Origin of the sequence: Sulfitobacter delicatus (genome assembly GCF_900102535.1) — a bacterium.
In the GTDB taxonomy this organism is placed as follows: Bacteria; Pseudomonadota; Alphaproteobacteria; order Rhodobacterales; family Rhodobacteraceae; genus Sulfitobacter; species Sulfitobacter delicatus.
This window is the reverse complement of sequence record NZ_FNBP01000003.1, coordinates 1-21,130: the sequence shown is the minus strand read 5'-3', so window position 1 is coordinate 21,130 and position 21,130 is coordinate 1. Positions and strand designations below refer to the sequence as shown.

Sequence of the window (21,130 nt, the reverse complement as noted above, 5' to 3'; positions counted from 1 at the left end):
GCTCAGAACCACCCCTTGGGCAGGCCAATCAGGCTCAGCCCCAATGCGAATTTGAACAGAACGAAAAGCCCCAGCGAAAGACCGATACCGGCAAGCGCAGCAGCCAGAGGGCGCGGCGAAATCTGGTAGCTCAGAATACCGGCGGCAATCGCGGTGGGAATGACAAACCCCAGCGGTTTGAGAGCATAGGCGTATGCCACCAGCACCACGACAGCGAGGCCGAGCGACAAAAACGTGCGCGCGACAGGCCAATCCGGGTCTGGGTCAGGGCGCAACATGATCACAAGGCTTGAAAGCGCCGCCACACCGCCCACTAGCAGCGGAAAGGCGCGCGGGCCTACGGGATCGGCAAGGAAACTGGTCTGTATCTGAGTTGCGCTGGCCATATAGGCCAGCGCGAGAAACAACATGACCAGACCGAAAATCCGGTCAGAGGCCATTACTGAATGACCCCCAGTTCCTTGGACATGCCGTTGATGTCTTCGATCAGACCGTCAACGTAAGACTGGAAATCGCCGCCCACTTTGGTGAAAGGGGCAAGGCCATTGGCCTCCATCGCGGTCTTCCACTCTTCGCTGTCGGCAACCTGCTGGAGCTTATCGGCCCAGTTGTTAAAGGCCTCGTCCGAGATGCCCTTGGGCACATAAAGGCCACGCCAGTTCACCGCGACTACGTCATAGCCCTGCTCTTTGGCTGTCGGGATGTCGTCAAAGCCCGGCACGCGCTCGTCGGTCAGCACCGCGATCACCCGCACATCGCCGGATTTGAGGAACCCCACCACCTCGGACATGTCACCTGTCATGGCTTGGGTAAAGCCACCCACGGTCTGGGTGATTGCATCCGCGCCACCGTCGACGCCGATGTATTTGATCTTCTTAATGTCGGTGAACCCGGCTTCTTTCAGGATCATCAGGGGCTTCATATGGTCAAAGCCGCCCACGGCTGAGCCGCCCGCAAAGGCCACCGACGACGGGTCGGCTTTGATCATTTCGACCATTTTATCCAGATCGTCGATCTCGCTGTCTTTGCCGACGACGATCACCCCCGGATCGGCCCCAATAGCGCCCACGAAACGCACCTGATCGGCGGTCATCCCGGCATAGGCATTCTGCGCCAGACGGGTGGTTGTGGCCGAAGACGCCGCAACGATCAGGTCTTCGTTCTCATTCTGCTCGGTCACCACGTGGTTGAACGCAAGCCCGCCGCCCGCGCCGGCCATGTTGGTTACCTGCACGGGCTTATCCACCACGCCGATATCATGCATGATTTTGCCAATCTGGCGGCAGGTGAAATCCCAGCCGCCGCCGGGGTTTGCTGGCGCGATACATTCGGCTGCAGTGGCCGCTCCCCCAGCCCCCGCTGTCAGTACGGCACCGGCAACCAGTGCCTTGATAAGGCGAAATTTCATAGTGTCCTCCCAGACTTGTTTTTGTTCAAAACAGAACAAAACCATGCCCCGCGTTGGATCACGTTGCAACTATAGAGTTATTAAGCGCGGGCCCGCGGCCTAGCCCGTGATTGGCGCGTTTGATTTGATCTGCCGCAGGATCACGTTGGTTGTCGCCGAATTTACCGCCGGATGCAGGAAGAGGAAGCTTTCCAGAAAGGCGTTATAGGCCTCAATATCGCGGCACAGGATGCGCAGGTGGTAATCGGCCTGTCCTGTGGTAGCAAAACACTCCGTCACCTCTTTGCGGGTCTGGATTGCGCTGATGAAACTGGCCAGCGCGGAGGCGTCATGTCGGGTCAGATGCACATGCACCATGGCCTCGAACCCCAGCCCCATCGCCTTGGGGTCGACGATCGCAGCGTAACGTTTGATCACGCCCGATTGCTCCAAAGCCTTCACCCGCCGCCAGCAGGCAGAGGCGGAAATATTCAGCTTTTCGGCCAGTTGCGCGTTGGGCAGGCGCGAATCCTGTTGCAGCAATGTGACCAGATGAAGGTCGGTCGCATCCAGTTCGCTCATCGGTAAATTCTTTCGCCAGTGTCGAAATCTCCGGCAAATATATTCACCATTCCCTCAAACCGCCAGCAAAAGGGGTGCAATAATTCGCGCCCGATGCGCTATAATTTCGGCTGAGGAGAACCCCATGACAGAACAACCGCGCGATTTCACCACCTATAGGCTCGACGACCGCTATGACCGGACCGAGGGCCGCGTCTTTCTAACCGGCACGCAGGCCTTGGTGCGGATCATGCTCGACCAAGCCCGCCGCGACCGCGATGCCGGGCTGAACACCGCCGGTTTTGTCTCGGGCTACCGTGGCTCGCCGTTGGGCGGGCTGGACCTCGAATATTGGCGCATCAAGGATCGTGTGGCCGGGGCCGGGGTCAAGTTCCTACCCGCCGTCAACGAAGACCTCGGCGCCACTGCCGTATTAGGCGCGCAGCAGGCGCATCTTGACCCACATTGCGAAGTCGAGGGCGTTTTCTCCATGTGGTACGGCAAGGGACCGGGCGTGGACCGTTCCGGCGACGCGCTGAAACACGGCAACGCCTATGGCTCCGCGCCCAAGGGCGGCGTATTAGTGGTGGCGGGCGACGACCACGGCTGTGTGTCCTCGTCCATGCCGCACCAATCCGACGTGGGGTTCATGTCGTGGTTCATGCCGACGCTGAACCCGGCTTCGGTCGCGGAATACCAAGCCTTCGGCGAATACGGCATCGCGCTGTCGCGGTACTCGGGCACTTGGGTCGGCTTCAAGGCGATTTCGGAAACCGTGGAAAGCGGCGCTTCGGTCGATCTGACCCCGGACCGCATGTTTAACCAGCCCGACTACACCGCCCCGGCGGGCGGGCTGCATGTGCGCTTGGGCGACCTGCCTTCGCCCGAGATTGAGACACGGCTGCACCACAAGCTCGACGCCGTGCAGGCCTTCATGCGCGCCAACCCGATTGACCGGCATATCTATGACACGCCTGACGCGTCCTTCGGCATCGTCACCACCGGCAAGGGCCATCTCGACACCATGGAGGCGCTGCGGCTTTTGGGGCTGGACGAGGCCGCCTGCCGCCGTTTGGGCATAGACATTTACAAGATCGGCATGGTCTGGCCCTTGGCGCTGGACGACGCGCTGGATTTTGTGAAGGGCAAGCGCGAAGTGCTTGTGATCGAAGAGAAACGCGGCATCATCGAGAGCCAGTTCAAAGAGGCGTTTTACGACTGGCCCGGCTCCAAGCCTGCGCGCATGGTCGGCAAACACGACGAGAACCTCGAAGAACTGGTGCCTTGGACGGGCGAGCTGTCGCCGCTGAAACTGGTGCCGATCATCGCCGCGCGTCTGAATGCTTTCTTTCCCCACGAAAACCTCGTCGAAAAGGCCCGCGCGCTGACCGACCAGCCCCCCATGCTGCTGAACGTCGAAGGCGCCACCCGCACCCCCTATTTCTGCTCCGGCTGCCCGCACAATTCCTCGACCAAACTGCCCGAAGGCTCCAAGGCGAATTCCGGCATCGGCTGTCACGTCATGGCGTCATGGATGGACCGCGAGACGGCGGGCTTTGCCCAGATGGGCGGCGAAGGTGTGCCCTGGATCGCCACCTCGCTGTTCAACGGCGGCAAACACGTCTTCCAGAACTTGGGCGAAGGCACATGGTACCACTCCGGCTCGCTCGCCATTCGCCAAGCCGTCGCGGCCATGGCCAATATCACCTATAAAATCCTCTACAACGACGCGGTCGCCATGACCGGCGGGCAGCCGGTGGACGGCCCCGTTTCCGTTGCTGCCATCGCACAAGCCTGCCGTGCTGAGGGCGTCGAGCGGATCGCGCTGGTCTCGGACCGGCCCGAGTTGTTGCAGAAGTCTGATTTCCCGGCTGAAACCTCCTTCGACCACCGCCGCGACCTCGACCGCGTACAGCGCGAACTGCGCGAGATTCCCGGCGTCACCGTCCTGATCTACGAGCAAACCTGCGCCACCGAAAAACGCCGCAAACGCAAACGCGGGCTGATGGACGACCCGAAGAAATTCGTGATGATCAACGATCTGGTCTGCGAGGGCTGTGGTGATTGTTCCTTGGAATCCAACTGCTTGAGCGTCGAGCCCAAGAAAACCGAGTTCGGCACCAAGCGGCAGATTAACCAATCGACCTGCAACAAAGACTACTCCTGCCTCAACGGTTTCTGCCCCTCCTTCGTCACCGTCGAAGGCGGCACCCGCCGCAAACGCTCGGGCGCGGGGCTGGATGTGGCGGGGCTTTCGGCGCAACTGCCGATGCCCGAGTTGCCCAAGCTTGACCAACCCTTCAACCTACTGGTCACCGGCGTCGGCGGCACCGGCGTGGTCACCGTGGGCGCGCTGATCACCATGGCGGCGCATCTCGAAGGGTTGGGCTCAAGTGTGCTCGACTTCACCGGTTTTGCCCAGAAGTTCGGCACCGTGCTCGGCTATGTCCGCCTCGCCCAACGCCCCGAAGACGTGCACCAAGTGCGCATCGACCAAGCAGGCGCTGACGCGGTGATCGGCTGCGACATGGTCGTAAGCTCCGCGCCAAAGGCCTCGGCCCACTACCGCCGCGGCACCCGCATGGTGCTGAACCGTGCCGAAATGCCCACCGGTGATCTGGTGCTGAACCGCGACGCCGACCTGCGCATCGACGACCGCGAAGCGGTGATCGCACAGGCGGTGGGGGCTGAGAACCTCTCGGCCTTCGACGCCAATGCCATGGCCGAAAAACTGATGGGCGATGCGGTCTTTGCCAATGTCATGATGCTGGGCTTTGCATGGCAAAAAGGTCTGGTGCCGGTCTCGCTCACCGCCCTTGAACAGGCGATTGAACTGAACGGCGTCGTGCCCGACAAAAACCGCGCCGCCTTCGGCTTTGGCCGGGTCATGGCGGGCAATCCACAAGCGATTGAGGCCCACTTCGCCCCGGCCCCAGCGCCAGACGACACTGTCGAGGCGCTGATTGCACGGCGGATGGACTTCCTGACCGACTACCAAAACGCCGCCTACGCCCAGCGCTACAAGGCCAAACTCGACGCGTTGGCAAGCAAGCTGCCCGAGGGCTCGGATGATCTCATGCGCGCTGCGGCGAAATCGCTGTTCAAATTGATGGCTTATAAGGACGAATACGAGGTCGCGCGCCTACACCGTCAAAGCGGCTTTGAGGAACGCATCGCGGATACCTTTGAGGGCGATTACAAGGTCCACTACCACCTCGCCCCGCCCGCATGGCCCACCGGCACGGATGGCCGCGGCCGTCCCAACAAGCGCAAGTTCGGCCCTTGGATGGGGCGCGCCTTTGACCTGCTAGCGGTGATGAAACCCCTGCGCGGCACATGGGCCGACCCGTTCAGCTACGGTGCAGATCGCAAGCTCGAAGTGGCACTGATCGACTGGTACGAGGAGGTCATGCAGGAGGCCACTGCCCTGCCCCATGACGACGCCCTCGCGGTGCTCAGCGCCCCGATGGAAATCCGCGGCTACGGCCCGGTGAAAGAGGCCGCCGCCGAGAAGGTGCAGGCCGAGGTCGCGGCGCGTTTAGGCTAAGAGCGTCGTCGCGAAATCGCCGCGCAGCCCGGCTTCGAGCAACTCGAGGTCGGGCGAGCAGTCACGATACTGCGCCACCATGCCGGGTGGGATGACAAAGGCATCACCTGCTTGCAGTTTACGGTCCGCCTGCCCCTCGGCGCTCAGCACCATGCTGCCTTCCATGACAAAGCTAAAATGGATGTCAGCGTCATGTTTCGAGGGCGGCGGCGTGCCACCATCAAAGCGTACCACCTGAATGCCCGCCACGCCCTTGGTGCCCGCCGTGATCCCGGTATCGCGCGCGACAAAGCCCGGAATACGAAATGGCTGCCACGCGGCCTCCTTTTTCACATGATGCACAAATTTCTGCCCCTCCCATTCACGGGCCGGGTCGCCGCGGCCATTGGGCAGGGTCATCTCATGGTCAATGGTGGTGACATGTTCCGCTGGTACACCGATCTCGATCACTTCGATGGCGGGCGAAGCCTCCACCACGCGGTGCCGGATGCCCGGCGGCTGGGTCACGCAGTCGCCCGCCTGCAGGCGGATCACATCGCCCTGATCCTCATAGAGCACGTCCACCCAGCCCCGGTAGCAATAGATCAGCTGAAACCCCACGGTGTGATAATGCACCATATCCGGCACCGGGCCACCGTCGGGAATGCGGATGTGGCTGGCGATGATCGACCCGCCCAGACGCGAAGGGATCAGATCGCGGTAGTGCATGCCTGCGCGACCGATCACCCAAGGCGCTTCATCCGCCAGACGCCGCACGGCGAACTCATGCTGTGTGACAGGTTGATCCACCTGCGGGCTGCGCGGTACGATTTCAATCTTTGTCCCATTGGGCGCAGTCAAATGTCGCTGGCCATTCGCAAAACTATCCGGATCATCGGTCAGTATCCGCAGATGCCCCGGCGCCACATCGGCACCGCGCTCAATCCGCAGCCGAATGCCATGGCCGGAAAAGCTGGCAACCGATGGGTCGTCAGCGGGAAAGATGGTCTCTAGGCGCATACCTAAAGTCTTGGTGTAAAACGGCAAATCCGCCCGCAACTCCTGCGTTGGCAACAGGATCTCGGCCAAGACATCTTCCGGCAATTGCATCTTCCACTCCCTCAAACGCATGTCGCGCGTTACTTGAGCGGGAGGGTGCCGCGCCGTCAACCGCACAAAGAGGCGCTTAGCTGCGCACGGCCTTCATAAAGCGGTCTCGGATCACCACTGGGTCCATGGTGATTACCGGCACCTTGATATTGCCGCTTTCGCATTTCACCACCAAGACGGTCATCTTGCCCGAGTCCAAGGCAGTTCGCAGCGCTTCGGCGGCCTCTGCCCCCTGAACCTCCACCACATTCTCGCAGCCACAAGCGCTCGCGACCTTGGCCAGCGAGGTCTTCTTGCCCGCATAGGTCGGCTGATCGCCGGTTGAGCCATAGCTGCCGTTGTCGATGATCAGCAGCACGAAATTATCGGCCACATTGTTGGCGATTGTTGGCAACGTGCCGAAATTGGTCAGTACCGAGCCATCCCCGTCAATCGCCACGACCGGCTTGGGTTGCGACAAGGCCAGTCCCAAGCCAATCGAAGACGCCAAACCCATCGTGCCCAGCATATAAAAATTGCTCGGCTGGTCGTCGATCATGTGCAATTCCTGGCTGGGCAGGCCAATGTTGCAAACCACCAGCGCCTCGCGCAGCACGGGTGCGATTTCGCGCAGAACCTCGGAACGGATCATCAGTAGCCTCCCCAAAATGTCGCATCGGTCAGGATCGCAACCGGCTTGTTACACATGAATGTGTACTTCAGGATCGCATCCAACTCTGCCCCGTCCTCCTGCCGGTGGAAGTGATAGGTCGGGATGTTCAGCTGGTTCAGTAGGGCCTTCGTGTGCACCGCCATCTCTACCTGACAGGCCACTGGCTCTTTCAACTCCCCGCGGTAAGAGATCAGCATCGGCAGCGGCATGCGGTAGAACTGCGTGAGCGTGACAAGCGTATTGATCGTCACGCCCAGCGCCGTGTTCTGCATGATAATCGCCGACCGTTTGCCACCCATATAGGCCCCGGCGCAGAGCCCCATGCCCTCGTCTTCCTTATTCGCGGGCACATGGTGAATCTCGGGCCGCGCCTCAACTTCGTCGATCACGCCCCCCAACTGCTTGCAGGGAACAGTGGTGACAAAGCGCACGTCATTCGCAATGAAATCCGCGACGATCTGTTTCGAAATGCTCAAATCTCGTCCTCCCTCATGCACGCAGGGTTCAGCGCACTAGAGGCAGCTTCGCCACCCGAAGGTTCTTTGGCAAGAGGCCCTTCCGAGGCGAAGCATAAACGCCGTTAGTACAAAGCTGACACGGGAAGAGCACTTTCCCGCCTAAATTGAAGTCCCCTCCCCCCATTGACCTCACGTCATCCTTGGCAGACGGTGATGAAACTGTTGCGCTTTAACAAAGCATATCACGGGCAAATGCCCCTAAATCTTTGCAGCGGATTTTTTTAGGACCGTTGGGAACCAAGGTAAGAAAATTGAAAACAGCGCATTTGAAAGCTGCACGAACGTCACAATTTCGCCGGGTTTATCCGCGTAAATGTTAACACCAAGTAAACACGCCCCGGACTGCCCGTCTGCCCCACGAAAGAGGTGCCGCATATGAAAATCCTTGCTGTCGATGACGATCCTTTTATCCGCGAGCTGCTGCCCGTCGTCTTCCGCGAGGCTGACTACCCGCATCTCACCATCGCGGACTCCGGCGCCACCGCCCTGACCCTTTTGGCCGAAACCGAAGAGCATTTTGATTGCCTGCTGCTGGACATCGAAATGCCCGAGATGGACGGGATCACCCTCTGCCGCGAAGTACGCGCGCTGAAAGATTATCGCGACACGCCCATCCTCATGGTGACCCTGCGCTCTGACGCGGCGGCCATTGAGCGCGCCTTTGCCGCGGGTGCGAATGACTATGTCACCAAACCCTTCGACGTGAAGGACATCGCAACCCGGGTGCATATCGCCGAGCGGATGCTCGAGAATACCGAAAAGGCACCGCGGCTTGACCTTAGCCATCTTCCAACAAGCGGCATTGCCGGGGTGCATGGTTTTGCGCTGGAAGACCCGGTTCATATCTATGGCGTCGACCAACTGGTACTGCCCTTCTCGCTCGGCAACTACCTCAGCCAGTTGTCCCGCCAACACCTCGATATCTGTCAGGTCTTTGCGGCACGGGTTGAAGGAGTTGAAGACCTATATGCCAATTGCACCAGCAGCGAGTTTGCCCGTGCGATTGCCGGGGCGGCCACAAGCATTGCCAAGGTGATCGACTGCCCGCAACTGCTGATGACTCACAACGGCTGCGGCACAATTCTATGCATCGTGACAGGAGACAGCCTGCCCGGCTGGCCCGAGATCGAAGGTATGATCCAGCATGAGTTGGATGAACTGGACCTTCGGGATGACCAAGGTGACCCATTGCGGGTAACGCTCTCAGTTGGCGGGCCGATCCAGCCCAATGCCAGCCGCACGCAACGGGTACGCAAGACCTTTGACCGTGCAATCCGCCGTGTGACGACGCGGCAGAAGTCCAAGCCTGACACAGCGCCACTTCAGAAACCCTCGGTTTCCGCCGCACATTGAGCCCGCGGCGCGGCATAGGCCGCGCCCGACCGCTTCAGTTGATGGGAAACTGCGCCAGACAGCGCACCGCGTTCTTGCGGTAATCCTCTAACGTGTCCGGCACAGAACGGCGGTCTCGCATGACTTCCATCGCCGCACGTTTCTGCGGCCATGTGCCCGAGACATGCCGGTCGAGGATACGTACGGTCACGCCCAGCATCACCTGCTTTTCCGCCTCACCGATCAGTTCCGCCGCCGAAAGCGCCACCGCCGTCAAAGCCAGCGTATTGGCGCAACGCAGGGCTGCGGCCTCCGAACCTTCATAGGTCCGGGGTTCCCCCCAAGCTGAAACCGGTAACGTCAGCGCTGCCGCCAAAATGAACTTGCCCACAGCGCGGCGCACCTCAAAAGACCTTAAAGGTCATGGTGGTCAGCGAACGTTCAATGCCTTCGATATCCAGCAGATTGTCGTTGATATAAACGCCGACATCTTCCCCCTTGGGGATATAAAGCTTCATTAACAGGTCATATTCGCCAGAGGTGGAATAGAGCTCGGAATGAATTTCGCGCAGGGCAATCTCTTCGGCCACACGGTAAGTCGTGCCGGGACGGCAGCGGATCTGGATGAATACGCAGGTGGTCATGTCGCGCCTCTTTTTGGGGTTTGGGCCAAGCTGACATATGGGCCCTGCGCCCGCAATCCCCGATGTATGCACGCCACGGTCTTCCGGCAGCCCCTCGCTTGGGCTTGGCGCGGCGGCCTGCCCTGCTATAAGGGCGCAGCAATTGCCTTCGGAGACGCCCCATGCGCCGCAGCACCCTGACCCGCACCACCGCCGAGACCGACATCACGGTTGAGATCAATCTCGACGGCACCGGCAGCTATGACAATGAAACCGGCGTCGGCTTCTTCGACCACATGCTCGATCAACTGTCGCGCCACTCGCTGATCGACATCAAGGTGCGCGCTAAAGGTGATTTGCACATCGATGACCACCACACGGTCGAAGATGTGGGCATCACGCTGGGCCAAGCCTTGACCCAAGCGCTCGGCGACAAACGCGGCATCCGTCGCTATGGCTCTTGCCTGCTGGCGATGGACGATGCGCAGGTCCGCTGCGCGCTCGACCTGTCGGCGCGGCCTTTCCTGATCTGGAACGTGGACTTCCCAACCAGCAGTATTGGCAAGTTTGACACCGAACTGGTGCGCGAGTTTTTCCAAGCGCTCAGCACCCACGGCGGCATCACCCTGCACGTCGACGCACTGCACGGGTTCAACAGCCACCACATTGCCGAAGCGGCTTTCAAGTCCGTTGCCCGCGCGCTGCGTGAAGCGGTCGAGACCGATCCACGCAAGGCCGACGCCATTCCTTCGACCAAAGGCGCGTTGTGACCTGATGCTGACCGCGATTATCGACTACGAATCCGGCAATCTGCACTCGGCCCATAAAGCGTTCGAACGCATGGCCCGCGAAACTGGAGCCGGCGACGTCATCGTCACCGCTGACGCCGACGTCGTGGCCCGCGCCGACCGTCTTGTGCTGCCCGGTGATGGCGCCTTCCCGGCCTGTATGGCCGCGCTTAAAGGCGCGGGTGGCCTATACGATGCCATGGTCGAAGCGGTCGAGGAAAAGGGCCGTCCCTTTCTGGGCATCTGCGTGGGCATGCAGCTTATGGCCAGCGTGGGCCGGGAATACAAAGACACCGCCGGGTTGGGTTGGATCAAAGGCGAAGTGACCGAGATCACCCCCTCAGACCCGAAGCTCAAAGTGCCTCATATGGGCTGGAACGATCTGGTAATTGACCATGACCACCCGGTCTTTGACGGTTTGCACACCGGAGATCACACTTATTTCGTACACAGCTATCACATGGCTGTGGCCGATCCAGCCGAGCGCTTGGCCTATGTAGACTACGGCGGTGAGGTGACTGCGATTATCGGGCGTGACACGATGTTGGGGATGCAATTCCATCCCGAGAAAAGCCAGACCACCGGCCTGCGCTTGATCTCAAATTTTCTGAACTGGAAACCCTAGCCAGCCGCGCGCCCGTTGAAGCGCCGGACGGTATTTAAGAAAGGATGAAGGGGGGAAGGAGCGCGTCCTTTTCGACTTCATCCTTTTACAAATACCGCTGCGCAACGGATGCTCTAGGCACAGCATATAAGAAAGGCGCGGAGGTCTCCCCCCGCGCCTTTTGCAATCTCCGCCAGGCGCTCTTATTTAACGCGAGCCTAGGTCTGTTTGGAACAGATCAGTCCGCCAGCAACGCAGCCCGAGAGCTTCAGCGAATTACCCGCTACATCCATCTTACCGATATAAATCTTACCGTTTGACGGGCGCCAGACTTTGCCTGCGTATTTGCCTCCGCCCTGCGGTTTCATATCGATCACGAGCGTTTTGCCGATGTTCGGTGACTTATACTCGCCGCTGTCGTTAAAAGTCCGCGCGATGGTGCCGCAGATCGCGCCGCCGCAGGGGGCCATCTTCACATGCGCATAGGCGCCGTCATCGACTTGCGTTTGCCAAGTACCGACTGCCGGGTCTGCCGCATGGGCCGCGCCGGTTAGGCCGAGGCCCAGAAGGGCCGCTGCAATAAACTGTTTCATGATCTCTCCTCCCGATCTGACCTCACTGTTATCCATCACTTTCTTTCGGGCAAGACTGACCTAGGGTCGCGTTGCAAAATCCGTGGCGACGTGCAAAAGGAAACCAACTTACAAAACAAGGGCCCGGCCATGATCCTTTATCCCGCTATCGATCTTAAAGACGGTCAGGCCGTGCGCCTCGTGCATGGTGATATGGACCGCGCCACGGTGTTTAACGACGACCCGGCGGCCCAAGCGCTGAGCTTTGTCGAGGCAGGCTGTGAGTGGCTGCATTTGGTTGATCTGAACGGCGCTTTTGCAGGGTCCCCGGTCAATGCCGCGCCGGTAGAGGCAATCCTTAAAGCCTGTAAGGTGCCTGCGCAGCTGGGCGGCGGCATCCGCGATATGGCGACGATTGAAAGCTGGCTCGACAAGGGGTTGGCGCGGGTGATCTTGGGCACTGTCGCAGTGGAAGACCCTGATCTGGTGCGCGAAGCCGCCAAAGCCTTTCCGGGCCAAGTGGCTGTAGGCATCGACGCGCGCAACGGGCGGGTGGCAACCAAGGGTTGGGCGACTGAGACTGACGTCATGGCGACCGATTTGGCCAAATCTTTTGAAGACGCGGGCGTGGCGGCGATCATCTATACCGACATCATGCGCGACGGCGCTATGGGCGGACCGAACATTGAGGCCACCGCTGATCTGGCGCGCGCCGTGTCGATCCCGGTGATTGCCTCGGGCGGGGTGTCCTCGCTGGAAGACCTCTCCGCGCTGCGCGACACCGGGGTAATCGAGGGCGCGATCTCGGGGCGGGCGCTTTATGACGGCGCCATTGATCTGGCCGCCGCGATGCAGATGCTGAAGGGCTGAGCCATGCTGAAGACCCGCATCATCCCCTGTCTGGACGTGGCCGATGGGCGCGTCGTCAAGGGCGTGAACTTTGTTGGCCTGCGCGATGCCGGCGATCCGGTGGATGCCGCAATTGCTTATGATGCCGCTGGTGCCGATGAGCTTTGTTTCCTCGACATTCACGCCACCCATGAAAACCGCGGCACCATGTTTGATTTGGTCACCCGCACTGCTGAGCATTGCTACATCCCGCTCACCGTGGGCGGCGGCGTGCGGACCGTCGCAGATGTGCGGGCGCTGCTACTGGCGGGGGCGGACAAGGTGAGCTTTAACTCTGCCGCCGTGGCCAACCCGGATGTGATCGCCGAGGCGGCGGATCACTTTGGCAGCCAATGCATCGTCTGCGCCATTGACGCCAAGACCGTGAGCCCCGGCAAATGGGAAATCTTCACCCATGGCGGGCGCAAGCCCACCGGGATCGATGCGGTCGAATTTGCCCGCACCGTGGCCGAGAAGGGCGCGGGGGAAATCCTGCTCACCTCTATGGACCGCGACGGCACCAAACAGGGGTTCAACCTGCCCCTGACCCGCGCGATCTCGGACGCAGTCTCGGTCCCGGTGATCGCCTCGGGCGGGGTCGGCAATCTGGATCATTTGGTTGACGGGGTGATCGAAGGCGGTGCTTCGGCAGTGCTCGCGGCCTCGATCTTTCACTTTGGCGAATATACCGTGCATGAGGCCAAGCAGCATATGGCCGCGGCTGGCATTCCGATGAGGCTGACATGACGCTTGATGATCTCTACGCCACCATTCTGGCCCGCAAAGACGCCGATCCGAGCAGCAGTTGGACCGCGCAGCTCTTGGCCAAGGGTCCGGAAAAATGCGCCGAGAAATTTGGTGAAGAGGCTGTCGAGGCGATCATCGAAGCGGTTAAGGATGACCGCGCCGGGTTGACCGCCGAGGCCGCCGATGTGCTCTATCACCTTTTGGTCATGCTCGCAGCACGCGATGTGCCGCTGAGCGATGTGCTAGAGGAACTGGCGCGGCGGCAGGCCAAATCCGGCATCGCCGAAAAGGCCGCACGCAAATAATCAGCTCATAAGCCGAGGGATTTCGACCTTGGGGCAGCGGTCTTGGATCACATCCACGCCGCGCGCTTTGGCCTTGGCGGCGGCTTCGGCATTGGTGATGCCCATCTGCATCCAGATGGTTTCTAAATTGGGAAAAGCGGCAAGTGCCTCGTCGACCACCGCGGGCACATCCTCGGATCGGCGGAAGATGTCGACCATCTGCACCGGCGGGTCGATCTCGGCCAATGTCGCGACAATGGTATGGCCAAACACCTCCTTGCCTGCATGCACAGGGTTCACCGGCACGACCTCATAGCCCTTTTGCGCCAGGTATTCGGCGACATAGTGGCTGGGCCGCGCGGGGTTGGGGGAGACACCGACCACCGCGATGCGGCGGGTGCGGGTTAGAACGTCTTTGATCAATGTATCTGTCATGGGCTGAACCTAAGCCCTCTGCTCGCCGTTTCAACGCCCGAAAGGTGACGCTGCGTTAACAGCGCAGCACCCCCCTGCCCGCGATTGGCAAGTCTGCGGCGATTGCCTAGGCTCGGGGCAAATCAGCGCGGGAGAGCAGGATGAGCGATCAGACTTTGGACATGAACAACCTCGAGATGTCGGAGAAGGCCAAGCCGCTTTTGGCCGCCGTCACCAAACATATCCGCGAGAATGTCGATCCGATCACCGAAGAGTTCTACCGTTTGGGCGAAGGCCGCACTGATCGCTGGTCTTATGCGCCGGGTCAGTTGGAACTGCTCGACGGGGCCAAGCAAAAGGCGCGCGAGGCGGGGTTGTGGAATTTCTTTCTGCCCAATGCCGAGACCGGCGAGGGCCTTGCGAACCTCGATTACGCCTATATCGCCGCCGAACTGGGCAAGAGCCCGCTGGCCCCCGAGACGCTGAATTGCTCGGCGCCGGATACGGGCAATATGGAAGTGTTGGAACGCGTCGGCACGCCAGAGCAAAAGGAGCGTTGGCTGAAGCCGCTGCTGGCGGGTGAAATCCGCTCGGCCTTTGCGATGACGGAGCCGGATGTGGCCTCGTCGGATGCGCGCAATATTTCGACCAGCGCGGTGCTGGACGGGGATGATTGGGTGATTAACGGCGAGAAATTCTATATCTCTGGCGCAGGCGATCCGCGCTGTAAGATCATGATTGTGATGGTGAAAACCTCGCCCGAGGCTGAGACTTTCCGCCAGCAGAGCCAGATCCTTGTCCCGATGGACACGCCGGGGGTAGAGATTCTCGGCCCCATGCATGTCTTTGGCCATGACGACGCGCCGCATGGGCATATGCATATCCGCTTCACAGATGTGCGGGTGCCGCGTGAAAACGTGCTCTGGGGCGAAGGGCGTGGCTTTGAGATCAGTCAGGTACGGCTGGGACCGGGGCGCATTCACCACTGTATGCGTTCCATCGGCTCGGCGGAAAAGGCTTTGGATTTGATGATTGAACGGGGCTTGGGGCGCGAGGCCTTTGGCAAGAAGATCATCGATCTGGGCAAGAACATGGAAACCATCAGCCGGGCGCGGATCGATATTGAAGCGATGCGCCTGATGGTACTGAAGGCCGCTAGGGCGATGGATGTGCTGGGCAACAAGGAGGCGCGGATCTGGGTCAGCATGATCAAGGCGCTGGTGCCAGAAAAGGCTTGCGAGATCATTGATGCCTCGATGCAGGTGCATGGGGCGACGGGGATGAGCCAGTGGAGCCCGCTGTCGGGCATGTACACATGGCAGCGCGCGCTGCGCTTTGCAGATGGGCCAGACGAGGTGCACCATCAGGTGATTGCCCGGGCAGAGGTGAAGGCGTTTCAGGCGTCCAACACCCGTGGATCCAAGGGCGACAGCTGACATGGAACTCAAAGGCCGCGTCATCGTCATCACCGGGGCCGCCAGCGGCATTGGCCGCGCCATGGCGTTGCGCTTTGCCCAAGAGGCCCCGGCGCATCTGGTCTGTGTGGACATCGATGGCGCGGGGGCCGAGGCGACGGCGGCTGAGGTTGGCGGCACGGCATTCCGGGTGGATGTGGCAAGCGAGGCTGAGATCGCAGGGCTGATCGCGGATGTGGAGCGTGACATCGGGCCGATCGATCTGTTCTGCTCCAACGCCGGGATTTCCGTCGAAGGCGGGGTCGAGGTGCCGGATGCGGACTGGCAGCGCATCTGGGAGATCAACGTGATGAGCCATGTCCGCGCGGCGCGCCATCTGGTGTCGCTGATGAAAGCGCGGGGGGGTGGGTATTTGCTCAATACCGCCTCGGCGGCAGGACTGCTCAATCAGGTCGGCGCCGCGCCTTATGGCGTGACGAAACACGCGGCCGTGGGCCTCGCGGAATGGCTGGCGATGACTTATGGCGATGATGGGATCAAGGTTTCGGTGCTTTGCCCTCAAGCGGTGCGAACAGAGATGATGCGGGGGCTGGAGGACCATGTCGCCGCAATTGATGGGATGCTGGAGCCAGAGCCGGTGGCCGAGGCCTGTGTGCAGGCGATCCGGGATGAGGTGTTTCTGGTCCTGCCGCATCCGCAGGTGCGCGACTATATGCAGGGCAAGGCGCAGGACTACGACCGCTGGATCGGCGGCATGCGCAAGCTGAACCGGCGGTTTGGGACGTCGAACGACAGCCAGTAAGCACACGCCCGGTGGCACACCGGGCATCGCCCTCCCTCCCCCCGGAGGGCGATTTTGCACCGCCTGCCTATGTCACTGGGCCAGCGGTCTTGGCGACGGCCTTAATCAAAGCTTAGTATCGGATCGCCCCCCAGGGAGGGCGCTGCCCTTAGCTTTCCCCTTTGGGTTTGATCGGACGCAACAGGCCTTCCTGCGCCACGCTGGCAACTAGTTCGCCGCTTTGGTTGTAAATCATCCCACGGTTAAACCCCCGGGCGCCCCCGGTGAAAGGCGCGTCCAGAGCGTACAAATGCCATTCATCAAAACGGATCGGCGCGTGAAACCACATCGCATGGTCAAGGCTCGCGGTCATCACCTTGCCCTGAAACCATGTCAGCCCATGCGGCCGCAGCGACGAGCCGAGCAGGTTCATATCAGAGGCATAGGCCAGAAGCGCATGCTGCATCACTGGGTTCTGGCCCGCCGCGGCGCCCATGCGAAACCACAGATAGTTGCGGTCCCCCTCTTTTTCCGGCGTCATGAAATCGCGCGGTTCGACCTCGCGGATTTCAATAGGCCGCTCGCGCAGAAAATCACTGCGGTATTTCTCGGGCAGCTTCTCGGCAAAGGCTGCGCGCAACTCGGGCCGGTCGGGCCAGTTGTCGGGGCCAGAGACCTGCGGCATCTCGTGCTGCCAGTCAAAGCCCTCTTCTTCGACCTGAAACGAGGCCGAGAGGTTCAGGATCTGCTTGCCGTGCTGGATCGCCACCACCCGCCGCGTGGTGAAACTGCCGCCATCGCGGGCGCGGTCGACCTGATAGATCACCGGGATTTTCGGGTCTCCGGGCCGAATGAAATAGGCGTGCAGCGAGTGGCACGCCCGGTCCGGCACCGTGCGGTAGGCCGCCATCAGCGCCTGCGCGATGACATGGCCGCCAAAGATGCGCATGGTGGTCTCGCCCCCCGCACCGGTGCCACGAAAGAGGTCGACCTCGAGCTGTTCGATGTCCAACAGATCAAGCAATTGGCGGGCGGCGTCAGTCATGGGTCTTCCTTTCGGGCCGTGTTCCGGCCCTAGCAACAGGTTTTCGCGGCAAAGCTCAAGCGGCAAACGCCGGTGCCCGCCCTCATGCGTCGCGATCAAGCGCCTCTAACCCATGACGCGCAAAAATCGGGACATACTGCCCTAATTTCAGGCCATACTCTGGGTTGGAGGCATTGCCATCCAATGCCCGCTTGAGCACCCCTTGGATAATCGCCGCCATACGGAAAAAGCAGAAGGCGAGGTAGTAGCCGAAATTGTCGATTCTGCTGAGCCCGCGCCGGGCGCAATAGGCGGCAATGAATTCCGCATCCGTCGGCAAACCGTGCGCCCCACGGTCAACCCCGGCGAGGCCCCGACCCTCGGCCCCCACAGGCATCTGCCACTGCATGATCACCGCAGCAAGATCAGCGAAAGGGTGGCCTATGGTCGATAGCTCCCAATCCAGCACGGCACGACACTGCGTCCCGGTGGCGTCAAAGATCATATTGTCGATGCGGTAGTCGCCATGCACGAGCGTGCGCTGGCCGTCCTCGGCTGGGACATTGTCGGCCAACCGCTGCATCAGCCGGTCCATATCAGGCTGCGGCTCCGTCTCAGACGCGCGGTACTGTTTCGACCATCGTCCCACCTGCCGCTCGAAGTAATTCCCCGGCGGGCCGTAGTCCGCGAGGCCAACGGCATCAATATCCACGTCATGAAGTGCAGCGAGAACGCGGTTCATCTCGTCAACTACCGCGCCGCGCTCTTCAGGTTCCAGTTCCGGTAAGGTTGGATCATTGAAGTTGCGCCCCGGCACATGGTCCATGACATAGAACATTGAGCCAATGACGCTTTCGTCTTCACAAAGCAGATGCATCTTGGCGACGGGCACCTCGCTGCCCGCCAACGCCTTTTGCACGCGAAATTCGCGATCCACCGCATGGGCGGATTTCAGCAGCACGCCGGGCGGTTTGCGCCTGAGCACGTAGTTGTGGCCGGGCGTCTTCAGCAGAAAGGTCGGATTGGACTGACCTGCCTGAAACTTCGTCACCTCCAGCGGCCCGGCGAAGCCTGGCAGGTTCTCCTCCAACCAAGCGCCAACCGCATCCGTGTCGAGAGTCTGTGTATCTGCGCTCATGTCCTGAACTCCGCCGCCAACCACCTGCCCGCAGCGCGGTATTCAGCCTCGATCCGGTCGACCAGCTCCGCGGCCCCCGTGATCTGTTTCACAGCACCAATGCCCTGCCCTGCGCCCCAAATCTCTTTCCACGCCTTGGGCTTAGACGATCCGGACCCAAAATTCATCGCCGACGCATCCGCCGAAGGCAGGTCGTCAGGATCAAGCCCCGCGGCCTCAATCGACGGCCGCAGGTAATTGCCCGACACCCCGGTAAAGAGCGACGACGTCACGATGTCATCCGCCCCCCCGCTCACGATCATGTCCTTGTAATTTGCCACCGCATTGGCCTCACGCGTGGCGATAAAGGCCGAGCCCATATAGCCCAGATCTGCCCCCATTGCCCGCGCTGCCAAAAGCCCCTCGCCCGTGGCCAGCGCGCCGGATAGCAAGAGCGGCCCGTCGAACCACTCACGGATTTCGCGCACCAACGCGAAGGGCGACTGCGGCCCGGCATGCCCCCCTGCCCCTGCGGCCACCGCGATCAACCCGTCGGCGCCCTTTTCAATCGCTTTGCGCGCAAAGCGGTTGTTGATGATGTCGTGCAAGACGATACCGCCACAGGAATGCGCCGCCTCATTGACCTCGACCCGCGCCCCGAGCGAGGTGATCCAGATCGGCACCTTATGCTTCACGCAAATTTCAAGATCCCGCTCCAACCGACTGTTCGAGCGGTGTACGATCTGGTTCACAGCAAAGGGCGCGGCGGGGCGGTCTGGGTTCTCCTGATTGTGCTTGTCCAACGCCTCGGTGATCTGGGTCAGCCAGGCCTCAAGCAACGGTGGTTCACCCTCGGCCTCGCGCGCGTTCAGCGCCGGGAAAGAGCCGACGATCCCCGCCTTGCACTGCGCGATGACCAATTCCGGCCCCGAGAGGATGAACATCGGCGAGGCGACGAGCGGCAAGCGCAGGCCCTGCAATGCGGCGGGCAGATGGCTGTCGTCACGCATGGGCGGCCTCGCGAGGTTTGGTGTAGGATGTCATGGCAATGCCCTTTCAAAGATATTCGGCCCGGACATAACGTTGATGCCGCCACTCACTGGGATCACGGCGCCGGTGACATAAGACCCGCCCTTCCCGCAAAGGAACAGCATAGAGCCCGCGATATCCTCATCCCGCCCCACGCGTCCGAGCGGCACATCCTGCCCGACAGCGGCACGCGTGGTCTCATCTTGCGTGGCGAAAGCCGTCATGCGCGACACGAAAGGCCCGGGCGCCAGCGCATTCACGGTGATCGCGTCACCGGCCAGCTCTTTCGCAAGGATCTTGCTTAGATGAATGACCGCCGCCTTCGACGCCGCATAGCTATAGGCCCCATCGCCCATCTCACGCTCGCCCATCACCGAGCCGACATTCACCACACGCGCGGGATCATCAGCTGTGGCACCGGCCCGCAGGAGCGGCAGCAGCTTTTGCGTCAGATCGAACAGGCCGGCGACATTGACGCCCATGACCTTGTCCCAAGCCTTGAAGGGGAAATCGCCAAGCGGGGCGCCCCATGTGACGCCTGCGTTGTTCATCAGGATATGCAACTGATCGCTGCGCGCCTCTACCTCGGCCACCAGCGCATCCACCCCAGCTTCGCTGCCCACGTCCCCAGCAAAACCCTCGACGCTGCCTTTGGCCCCGAGCGCGTTCAATTCCTCGGCCACCGCGACACAGGCCTCGCCCGTGCGGCTGGCAATCAACACCCGCGCCCCGGCCCGCACCAAGGCTTCCGCCGCCATACGGCCAATTCCTGTCGCCCCGCCGGTGATCAGGGCGGTTTTGCCCTCCAGCCCAAATAGCGTTTCGATGTCCATGATGTGCCTCCCAGCCCGCGTCTTTTGCGCAGTGTGACAGGCAGATAAGCGAGGTCAAGCGACCGGCTCGGGGCACCGGCTGTGACCGGACGTCATTCGGTGCGTAGGAAGTAGATGTTTCACAAAGCAAAACCGCCGCAGCTTATTTGCTGCGGCGGTTTTGTTATTGGTCATCGTATCGAGAGATACTTTACATCAGGAACTTATTAGGTTTGGCGATGACCTACTCTCCCACGTCTTAAGACGCAGTACCATCGGCGCTACGGCACTTAACGGCTGGGTTCGGGATGGGACCAGGTGTTTTGCTCGCGCTATGATCACCAAACCAAATAAATTCCTGATAAAGCGCTCTGCAGAGTGACGGCGGGAGGCAGGGTATCCGAAGGATGCCCGTTCCCGCTCCGTCACCACTGAAGCGCAAAGCGTTGTTATTTCCAAGTCATGTACAACTGATTGTATGTGTATGCTTTTGATAGATAAGTCGAAGTCTTGCTTCTACTGGATCAAATCAAGCCTATCGAGCAATTAGTACCAGTCAACTGAACGTGTTACTACGCTTACATCTCTGGCCTATCGACGAGGTGGTCTATCTCGGCTCTCAGGGATACCTTGTTTTGAGGGGGGCTTCCCGCTTAGATGCCTTCAGCGGTTATCCTGTCCGATCATAGCTACCCAGCACTGCTATTGGCATAACAACTGGTCCACCAGTGGATCGTTCACCCCGGTCCTCTCGTACTAGGGGCAACTCCTCTCAAGTATCCTACACCCACGGAAGATAGGGACCGAACTGTCTCACGACGTTCTAAACCCAGCTCACGTACCTCTTTAAACGGCGAACAGCCGTACCCTTGGGACCTGCTCCAGCCCCAGGATGAGATGAGCCGACATCGAGGTGCCAAACACTGCCGTCGATATGGACTCTTGG

The 21,130-nt window shown here is 60.7% G+C and carries 23 protein-coding genes and 2 rRNA genes; 9 read left to right on the top strand and 16 right to left on the bottom strand.

The genetic code is table 11. The features are described 5' to 3' along the window. Positions 1–2: 2 nt before the first annotated feature. The 3 genes from BLS57_RS06495 to BLS57_RS06485 form a co-directional block, all read right to left on the bottom strand. Positions 3–440 (bottom strand): tripartite tricarboxylate transporter TctB family protein, encoded by a 438-nt coding sequence (locus BLS57_RS06495; protein ID WP_093740430.1) that lies wholly within the window; start codon positions 438–440, stop codon positions 3–5. Continuing rightward, complete coding sequence (locus tag BLS57_RS06490) at positions 440–1,408, bottom strand: Bug family tripartite tricarboxylate transporter substrate binding protein (RefSeq protein ID WP_093741176.1); 969 nt, start codon at positions 1,406–1,408, stop codon at positions 440–442. The genes BLS57_RS06495 and BLS57_RS06490 overlap by 1 nt, the downstream gene beginning before the upstream one ends. A 99-nt stretch (positions 1,409–1,507) precedes the next feature. Continuing rightward, positions 1,508–1,969: an Lrp/AsnC family transcriptional regulator gene (locus BLS57_RS06485; protein ID WP_093740428.1), complete on the bottom strand. Its 462-nt coding sequence runs from the start codon at positions 1,967–1,969 to the stop codon at positions 1,508–1,510. A gap of 124 nt (positions 1,970–2,093) precedes the next feature. On the opposite strand from BLS57_RS06485, the gene BLS57_RS06480 reads away from it, so the two are divergent. Further along, complete coding sequence (locus BLS57_RS06480; protein ID WP_093740426.1) at positions 2,094–5,495, top strand: indolepyruvate ferredoxin oxidoreductase family protein; 3,402 nt, start codon at positions 2,094–2,096, stop codon at positions 5,493–5,495. On the opposite strand, the gene BLS57_RS06475 is transcribed toward BLS57_RS06480, so the two are convergent. The 3 genes from BLS57_RS06475 to comD form a co-directional block, all read right to left on the bottom strand. Further along, positions 5,487–6,584: a cupin domain-containing protein gene (locus BLS57_RS06475; protein WP_093740424.1), complete on the bottom strand. Its 1,098-nt coding sequence runs from the start codon at positions 6,582–6,584 to the stop codon at positions 5,487–5,489. The two genes, BLS57_RS06480 and BLS57_RS06475, sit on opposite strands and share 9 nt — an antisense overlap. 76 nt (positions 6,585–6,660) lie before the next feature. Continuing rightward, a complete protein-coding gene (comE, locus tag BLS57_RS06470) occupies positions 6,661–7,215 on the bottom strand; it encodes a sulfopyruvate decarboxylase subunit beta (protein WP_093740422.1) in 555 nt (184 codons plus the stop codon). Next, entirely contained in the window at positions 7,215–7,712 is a 498-nt protein-coding gene (comD, locus tag BLS57_RS06465; protein WP_093740420.1) for a sulfopyruvate decarboxylase subunit alpha, read from the bottom strand. The genes comE and comD overlap by 1 nt, the downstream gene beginning before the upstream one ends. A gap of 417 nt (positions 7,713–8,129) precedes the next feature. Between comD and BLS57_RS06460 the strand changes: the two genes are divergently transcribed. Continuing rightward, positions 8,130–9,107, top strand: coding sequence for a response regulator (locus tag BLS57_RS06460; RefSeq protein ID WP_093740418.1), 978 nt, complete (start codon positions 8,130–8,132; stop codon positions 9,105–9,107). A gap of 34 nt (positions 9,108–9,141) precedes the next feature. Here BLS57_RS06460 and BLS57_RS06455 read toward each other — a convergent pair whose 3' ends face one another. Together BLS57_RS06455 and BLS57_RS06450 are read right to left on the bottom strand one after the other, a co-directional pair. Then, positions 9,142–9,489: a hypothetical protein gene (locus BLS57_RS06455; RefSeq protein WP_244153616.1), complete on the bottom strand. Its 348-nt coding sequence runs from the start codon at positions 9,487–9,489 to the stop codon at positions 9,142–9,144. Between the two features lies 1 nt (position 9,490). After that, positions 9,491–9,730: an Lrp/AsnC family transcriptional regulator gene (locus tag BLS57_RS06450; protein WP_007120503.1), complete on the bottom strand. Its 240-nt coding sequence runs from the start codon at positions 9,728–9,730 to the stop codon at positions 9,491–9,493. Between the two features lie 161 nt (positions 9,731–9,891). Between BLS57_RS06450 and hisB the strand changes: the two genes are divergently transcribed. Then, positions 9,892–10,479: an imidazoleglycerol-phosphate dehydratase HisB gene (gene hisB / locus BLS57_RS06445; RefSeq protein WP_093740416.1), complete on the top strand. Its 588-nt coding sequence runs from the start codon at positions 9,892–9,894 to the stop codon at positions 10,477–10,479. A 4-nt stretch (positions 10,480–10,483) separates the two neighbouring features. Further along, a complete protein-coding gene (hisH, locus tag BLS57_RS06440) occupies positions 10,484–11,122 on the top strand; it encodes an imidazole glycerol phosphate synthase subunit HisH (protein WP_093740414.1) in 639 nt (212 codons plus the stop codon). Between the two features lie 197 nt (positions 11,123–11,319). Here hisH and BLS57_RS06435 read toward each other — a convergent pair whose 3' ends face one another. Continuing rightward, positions 11,320–11,694 (bottom strand): DUF2147 domain-containing protein, encoded by a 375-nt coding sequence (locus BLS57_RS06435; RefSeq protein ID WP_093740412.1) that lies wholly within the window; start codon positions 11,692–11,694, stop codon positions 11,320–11,322. A 129-nt stretch (positions 11,695–11,823) separates the two neighbouring features. Here BLS57_RS06435 and hisA point away from each other — a divergent pair, with 129 nt between their 5' ends. Genes hisA through BLS57_RS06420 form a run of 3 tightly spaced genes read left to right on the top strand, consistent with a single transcriptional unit; the run spans position 11,824 to position 13,613 of the window. Further along, the gene (gene hisA / locus BLS57_RS06430; RefSeq protein WP_093740410.1) at positions 11,824–12,543 is read left to right on the top strand and encodes a 1-(5-phosphoribosyl)-5-[(5-phosphoribosylamino)methylideneamino]imidazole-4-carboxamide isomerase; all 720 of its coding nucleotides are present in this window, start codon (positions 11,824–11,826) and stop codon (positions 12,541–12,543) included. A 3-nt stretch (positions 12,544–12,546) separates the two neighbouring features. Next, the gene (gene hisF, locus BLS57_RS06425; protein ID WP_093740408.1) at positions 12,547–13,308 is read left to right on the top strand and encodes an imidazole glycerol phosphate synthase subunit HisF; all 762 of its coding nucleotides are present in this window, start codon (positions 12,547–12,549) and stop codon (positions 13,306–13,308) included. After that, entirely contained in the window at positions 13,305–13,613 is a 309-nt protein-coding gene (locus BLS57_RS06420; RefSeq protein WP_093740406.1) for a phosphoribosyl-ATP diphosphatase, read from the top strand. Before hisF ends, BLS57_RS06420 begins: the two co-directional genes overlap by 4 nt. Here the strand turns inward: BLS57_RS06420 and BLS57_RS06415 are convergent, their stop codons facing one another. Next, the gene (locus BLS57_RS06415) at positions 13,614–14,027 is read right to left on the bottom strand and encodes a CoA-binding protein (protein ID WP_093740404.1); all 414 of its coding nucleotides are present in this window, start codon (positions 14,025–14,027) and stop codon (positions 13,614–13,616) included. A 140-nt stretch (positions 14,028–14,167) separates the two neighbouring features. Here BLS57_RS06415 and BLS57_RS06410 point away from each other — a divergent pair, with 140 nt between their 5' ends. Both BLS57_RS06410 and BLS57_RS06405 read left to right on the top strand, forming a co-directional pair. Then, a complete protein-coding gene (locus tag BLS57_RS06410; protein ID WP_425274333.1) occupies positions 14,168–15,442 on the top strand; it encodes an acyl-CoA dehydrogenase family protein in 1,275 nt (424 codons plus the stop codon). Position 15,443: 1 nt separating this feature from the next. After that, positions 15,444–16,223: an SDR family oxidoreductase gene (locus BLS57_RS06405; RefSeq protein WP_093740402.1), complete on the top strand. Its 780-nt coding sequence runs from the start codon at positions 15,444–15,446 to the stop codon at positions 16,221–16,223. Positions 16,224–16,371: 148 nt separating this feature from the next. Here the strand turns inward: BLS57_RS06405 and BLS57_RS06400 are convergent, their stop codons facing one another. From BLS57_RS06400 to BLS57_RS06375, 6 genes are all read right to left on the bottom strand, one after another. Continuing rightward, on the bottom strand, positions 16,372–17,247 hold the full coding sequence (locus tag BLS57_RS06400; RefSeq protein WP_093740400.1) for an acyl-CoA thioesterase: 876 nt from the start codon (positions 17,245–17,247) through the stop codon (positions 16,372–16,374). A gap of 82 nt (positions 17,248–17,329) precedes the next feature. Then, positions 17,330–18,364, bottom strand: a complete 1,035-nt coding sequence (locus BLS57_RS06395) for a phosphotransferase family protein (RefSeq protein ID WP_093740398.1) — start codon at positions 18,362–18,364, stop codon at positions 17,330–17,332. Further along, positions 18,361–19,353 (bottom strand): NAD(P)H-dependent flavin oxidoreductase, encoded by a 993-nt coding sequence (locus tag BLS57_RS06390; protein ID WP_093740396.1) that lies wholly within the window; start codon positions 19,351–19,353, stop codon positions 18,361–18,363. The genes BLS57_RS06395 and BLS57_RS06390 overlap by 4 nt, the downstream gene beginning before the upstream one ends. A 30-nt stretch (positions 19,354–19,383) precedes the next feature. Continuing rightward, positions 19,384–20,205, bottom strand: coding sequence for an SDR family oxidoreductase (locus BLS57_RS06385; RefSeq protein ID WP_093740394.1), 822 nt, complete (start codon positions 20,203–20,205; stop codon positions 19,384–19,386). A 210-nt stretch (positions 20,206–20,415) separates the two neighbouring features. After that, a 5S ribosomal RNA gene (gene rrf, locus BLS57_RS06380) occupies positions 20,416–20,530 on the bottom strand. Positions 20,531–20,709: 179 nt separating this feature from the next. Further along, positions 20,710–21,130 (bottom strand): 23S ribosomal RNA (locus BLS57_RS06375); the annotation flags it as partial.

Bases quoted from the DNA above. Each gene is read 5' to 3' on its own strand.
- BLS57_RS06495 (WP_093740430.1), bottom strand. From the start codon at position 440: ATGGCCTCTGACCGGATTTTCGGTCTGGTCATGTTGTTTCTCGCGCTG.
- BLS57_RS06400 (WP_093740400.1), bottom strand. From the start codon at position 17,247: ATGACTGACGCCGCCCGCCAATTGCTTGATCTGTTGGACATCGAACAG.
- BLS57_RS06420 (WP_093740406.1), top strand. From the start codon at position 13,305: ATGACGCTTGATGATCTCTACGCCACCATTCTGGCCCGCAAAGACGCC.
- BLS57_RS06485 (WP_093740428.1), bottom strand. From the start codon at position 1,969: ATGAGCGAACTGGATGCGACCGACCTTCATCTGGTCACATTGCTGCAA.
- BLS57_RS06475 (WP_093740424.1), bottom strand. From the start codon at position 6,584: ATGCAATTGCCGGAAGATGTCTTGGCCGAGATCCTGTTGCCAACGCAG.
- BLS57_RS06410 (WP_425274333.1), top strand. From the start codon at position 14,168: ATGAGCGATCAGACTTTGGACATGAACAACCTCGAGATGTCGGAGAAG.
- BLS57_RS06435 (WP_093740412.1), bottom strand. From the start codon at position 11,694: ATGAAACAGTTTATTGCAGCGGCCCTTCTGGGCCTCGGCCTAACCGGC.
- BLS57_RS06460 (WP_093740418.1), top strand. From the start codon at position 8,130: ATGAAAATCCTTGCTGTCGATGACGATCCTTTTATCCGCGAGCTGCTG.
- hisA (WP_093740410.1), top strand. From the start codon at position 11,824: ATGATCCTTTATCCCGCTATCGATCTTAAAGACGGTCAGGCCGTGCGC.
- hisH (WP_093740414.1), top strand. From the start codon at position 10,484: ATGCTGACCGCGATTATCGACTACGAATCCGGCAATCTGCACTCGGCC.
- hisB (WP_093740416.1), top strand. From the start codon at position 9,892: ATGCGCCGCAGCACCCTGACCCGCACCACCGCCGAGACCGACATCACG.
- comE (WP_093740422.1), bottom strand. From the start codon at position 7,215: ATGATCCGTTCCGAGGTTCTGCGCGAAATCGCACCCGTGCTGCGCGAG.
- BLS57_RS06490 (WP_093741176.1), bottom strand. From the start codon at position 1,408: ATGAAATTTCGCCTTATCAAGGCACTGGTTGCCGGTGCCGTACTGACA.
- BLS57_RS06450 (WP_007120503.1), bottom strand. From the start codon at position 9,730: ATGACCACCTGCGTATTCATCCAGATCCGCTGCCGTCCCGGCACGACT.
- BLS57_RS06415 (WP_093740404.1), bottom strand. From the start codon at position 14,027: ATGACAGATACATTGATCAAAGACGTTCTAACCCGCACCCGCCGCATC.
- BLS57_RS06395 (WP_093740398.1), bottom strand. From the start codon at position 18,364: ATGAGCGCAGATACACAGACTCTCGACACGGATGCGGTTGGCGCTTGG.
- BLS57_RS06390 (WP_093740396.1), bottom strand. From the start codon at position 19,353: ATGCGTGACGACAGCCATCTGCCCGCCGCATTGCAGGGCCTGCGCTTG.
- BLS57_RS06385 (WP_093740394.1), bottom strand. From the start codon at position 20,205: ATGGACATCGAAACGCTATTTGGGCTGGAGGGCAAAACCGCCCTGATC.
- BLS57_RS06405 (WP_093740402.1), top strand. From the start codon at position 15,444: ATGGAACTCAAAGGCCGCGTCATCGTCATCACCGGGGCCGCCAGCGGC.
- BLS57_RS06480 (WP_093740426.1), top strand. From the start codon at position 2,094: ATGACAGAACAACCGCGCGATTTCACCACCTATAGGCTCGACGACCGC.
- hisF (WP_093740408.1), top strand. From the start codon at position 12,547: ATGCTGAAGACCCGCATCATCCCCTGTCTGGACGTGGCCGATGGGCGC.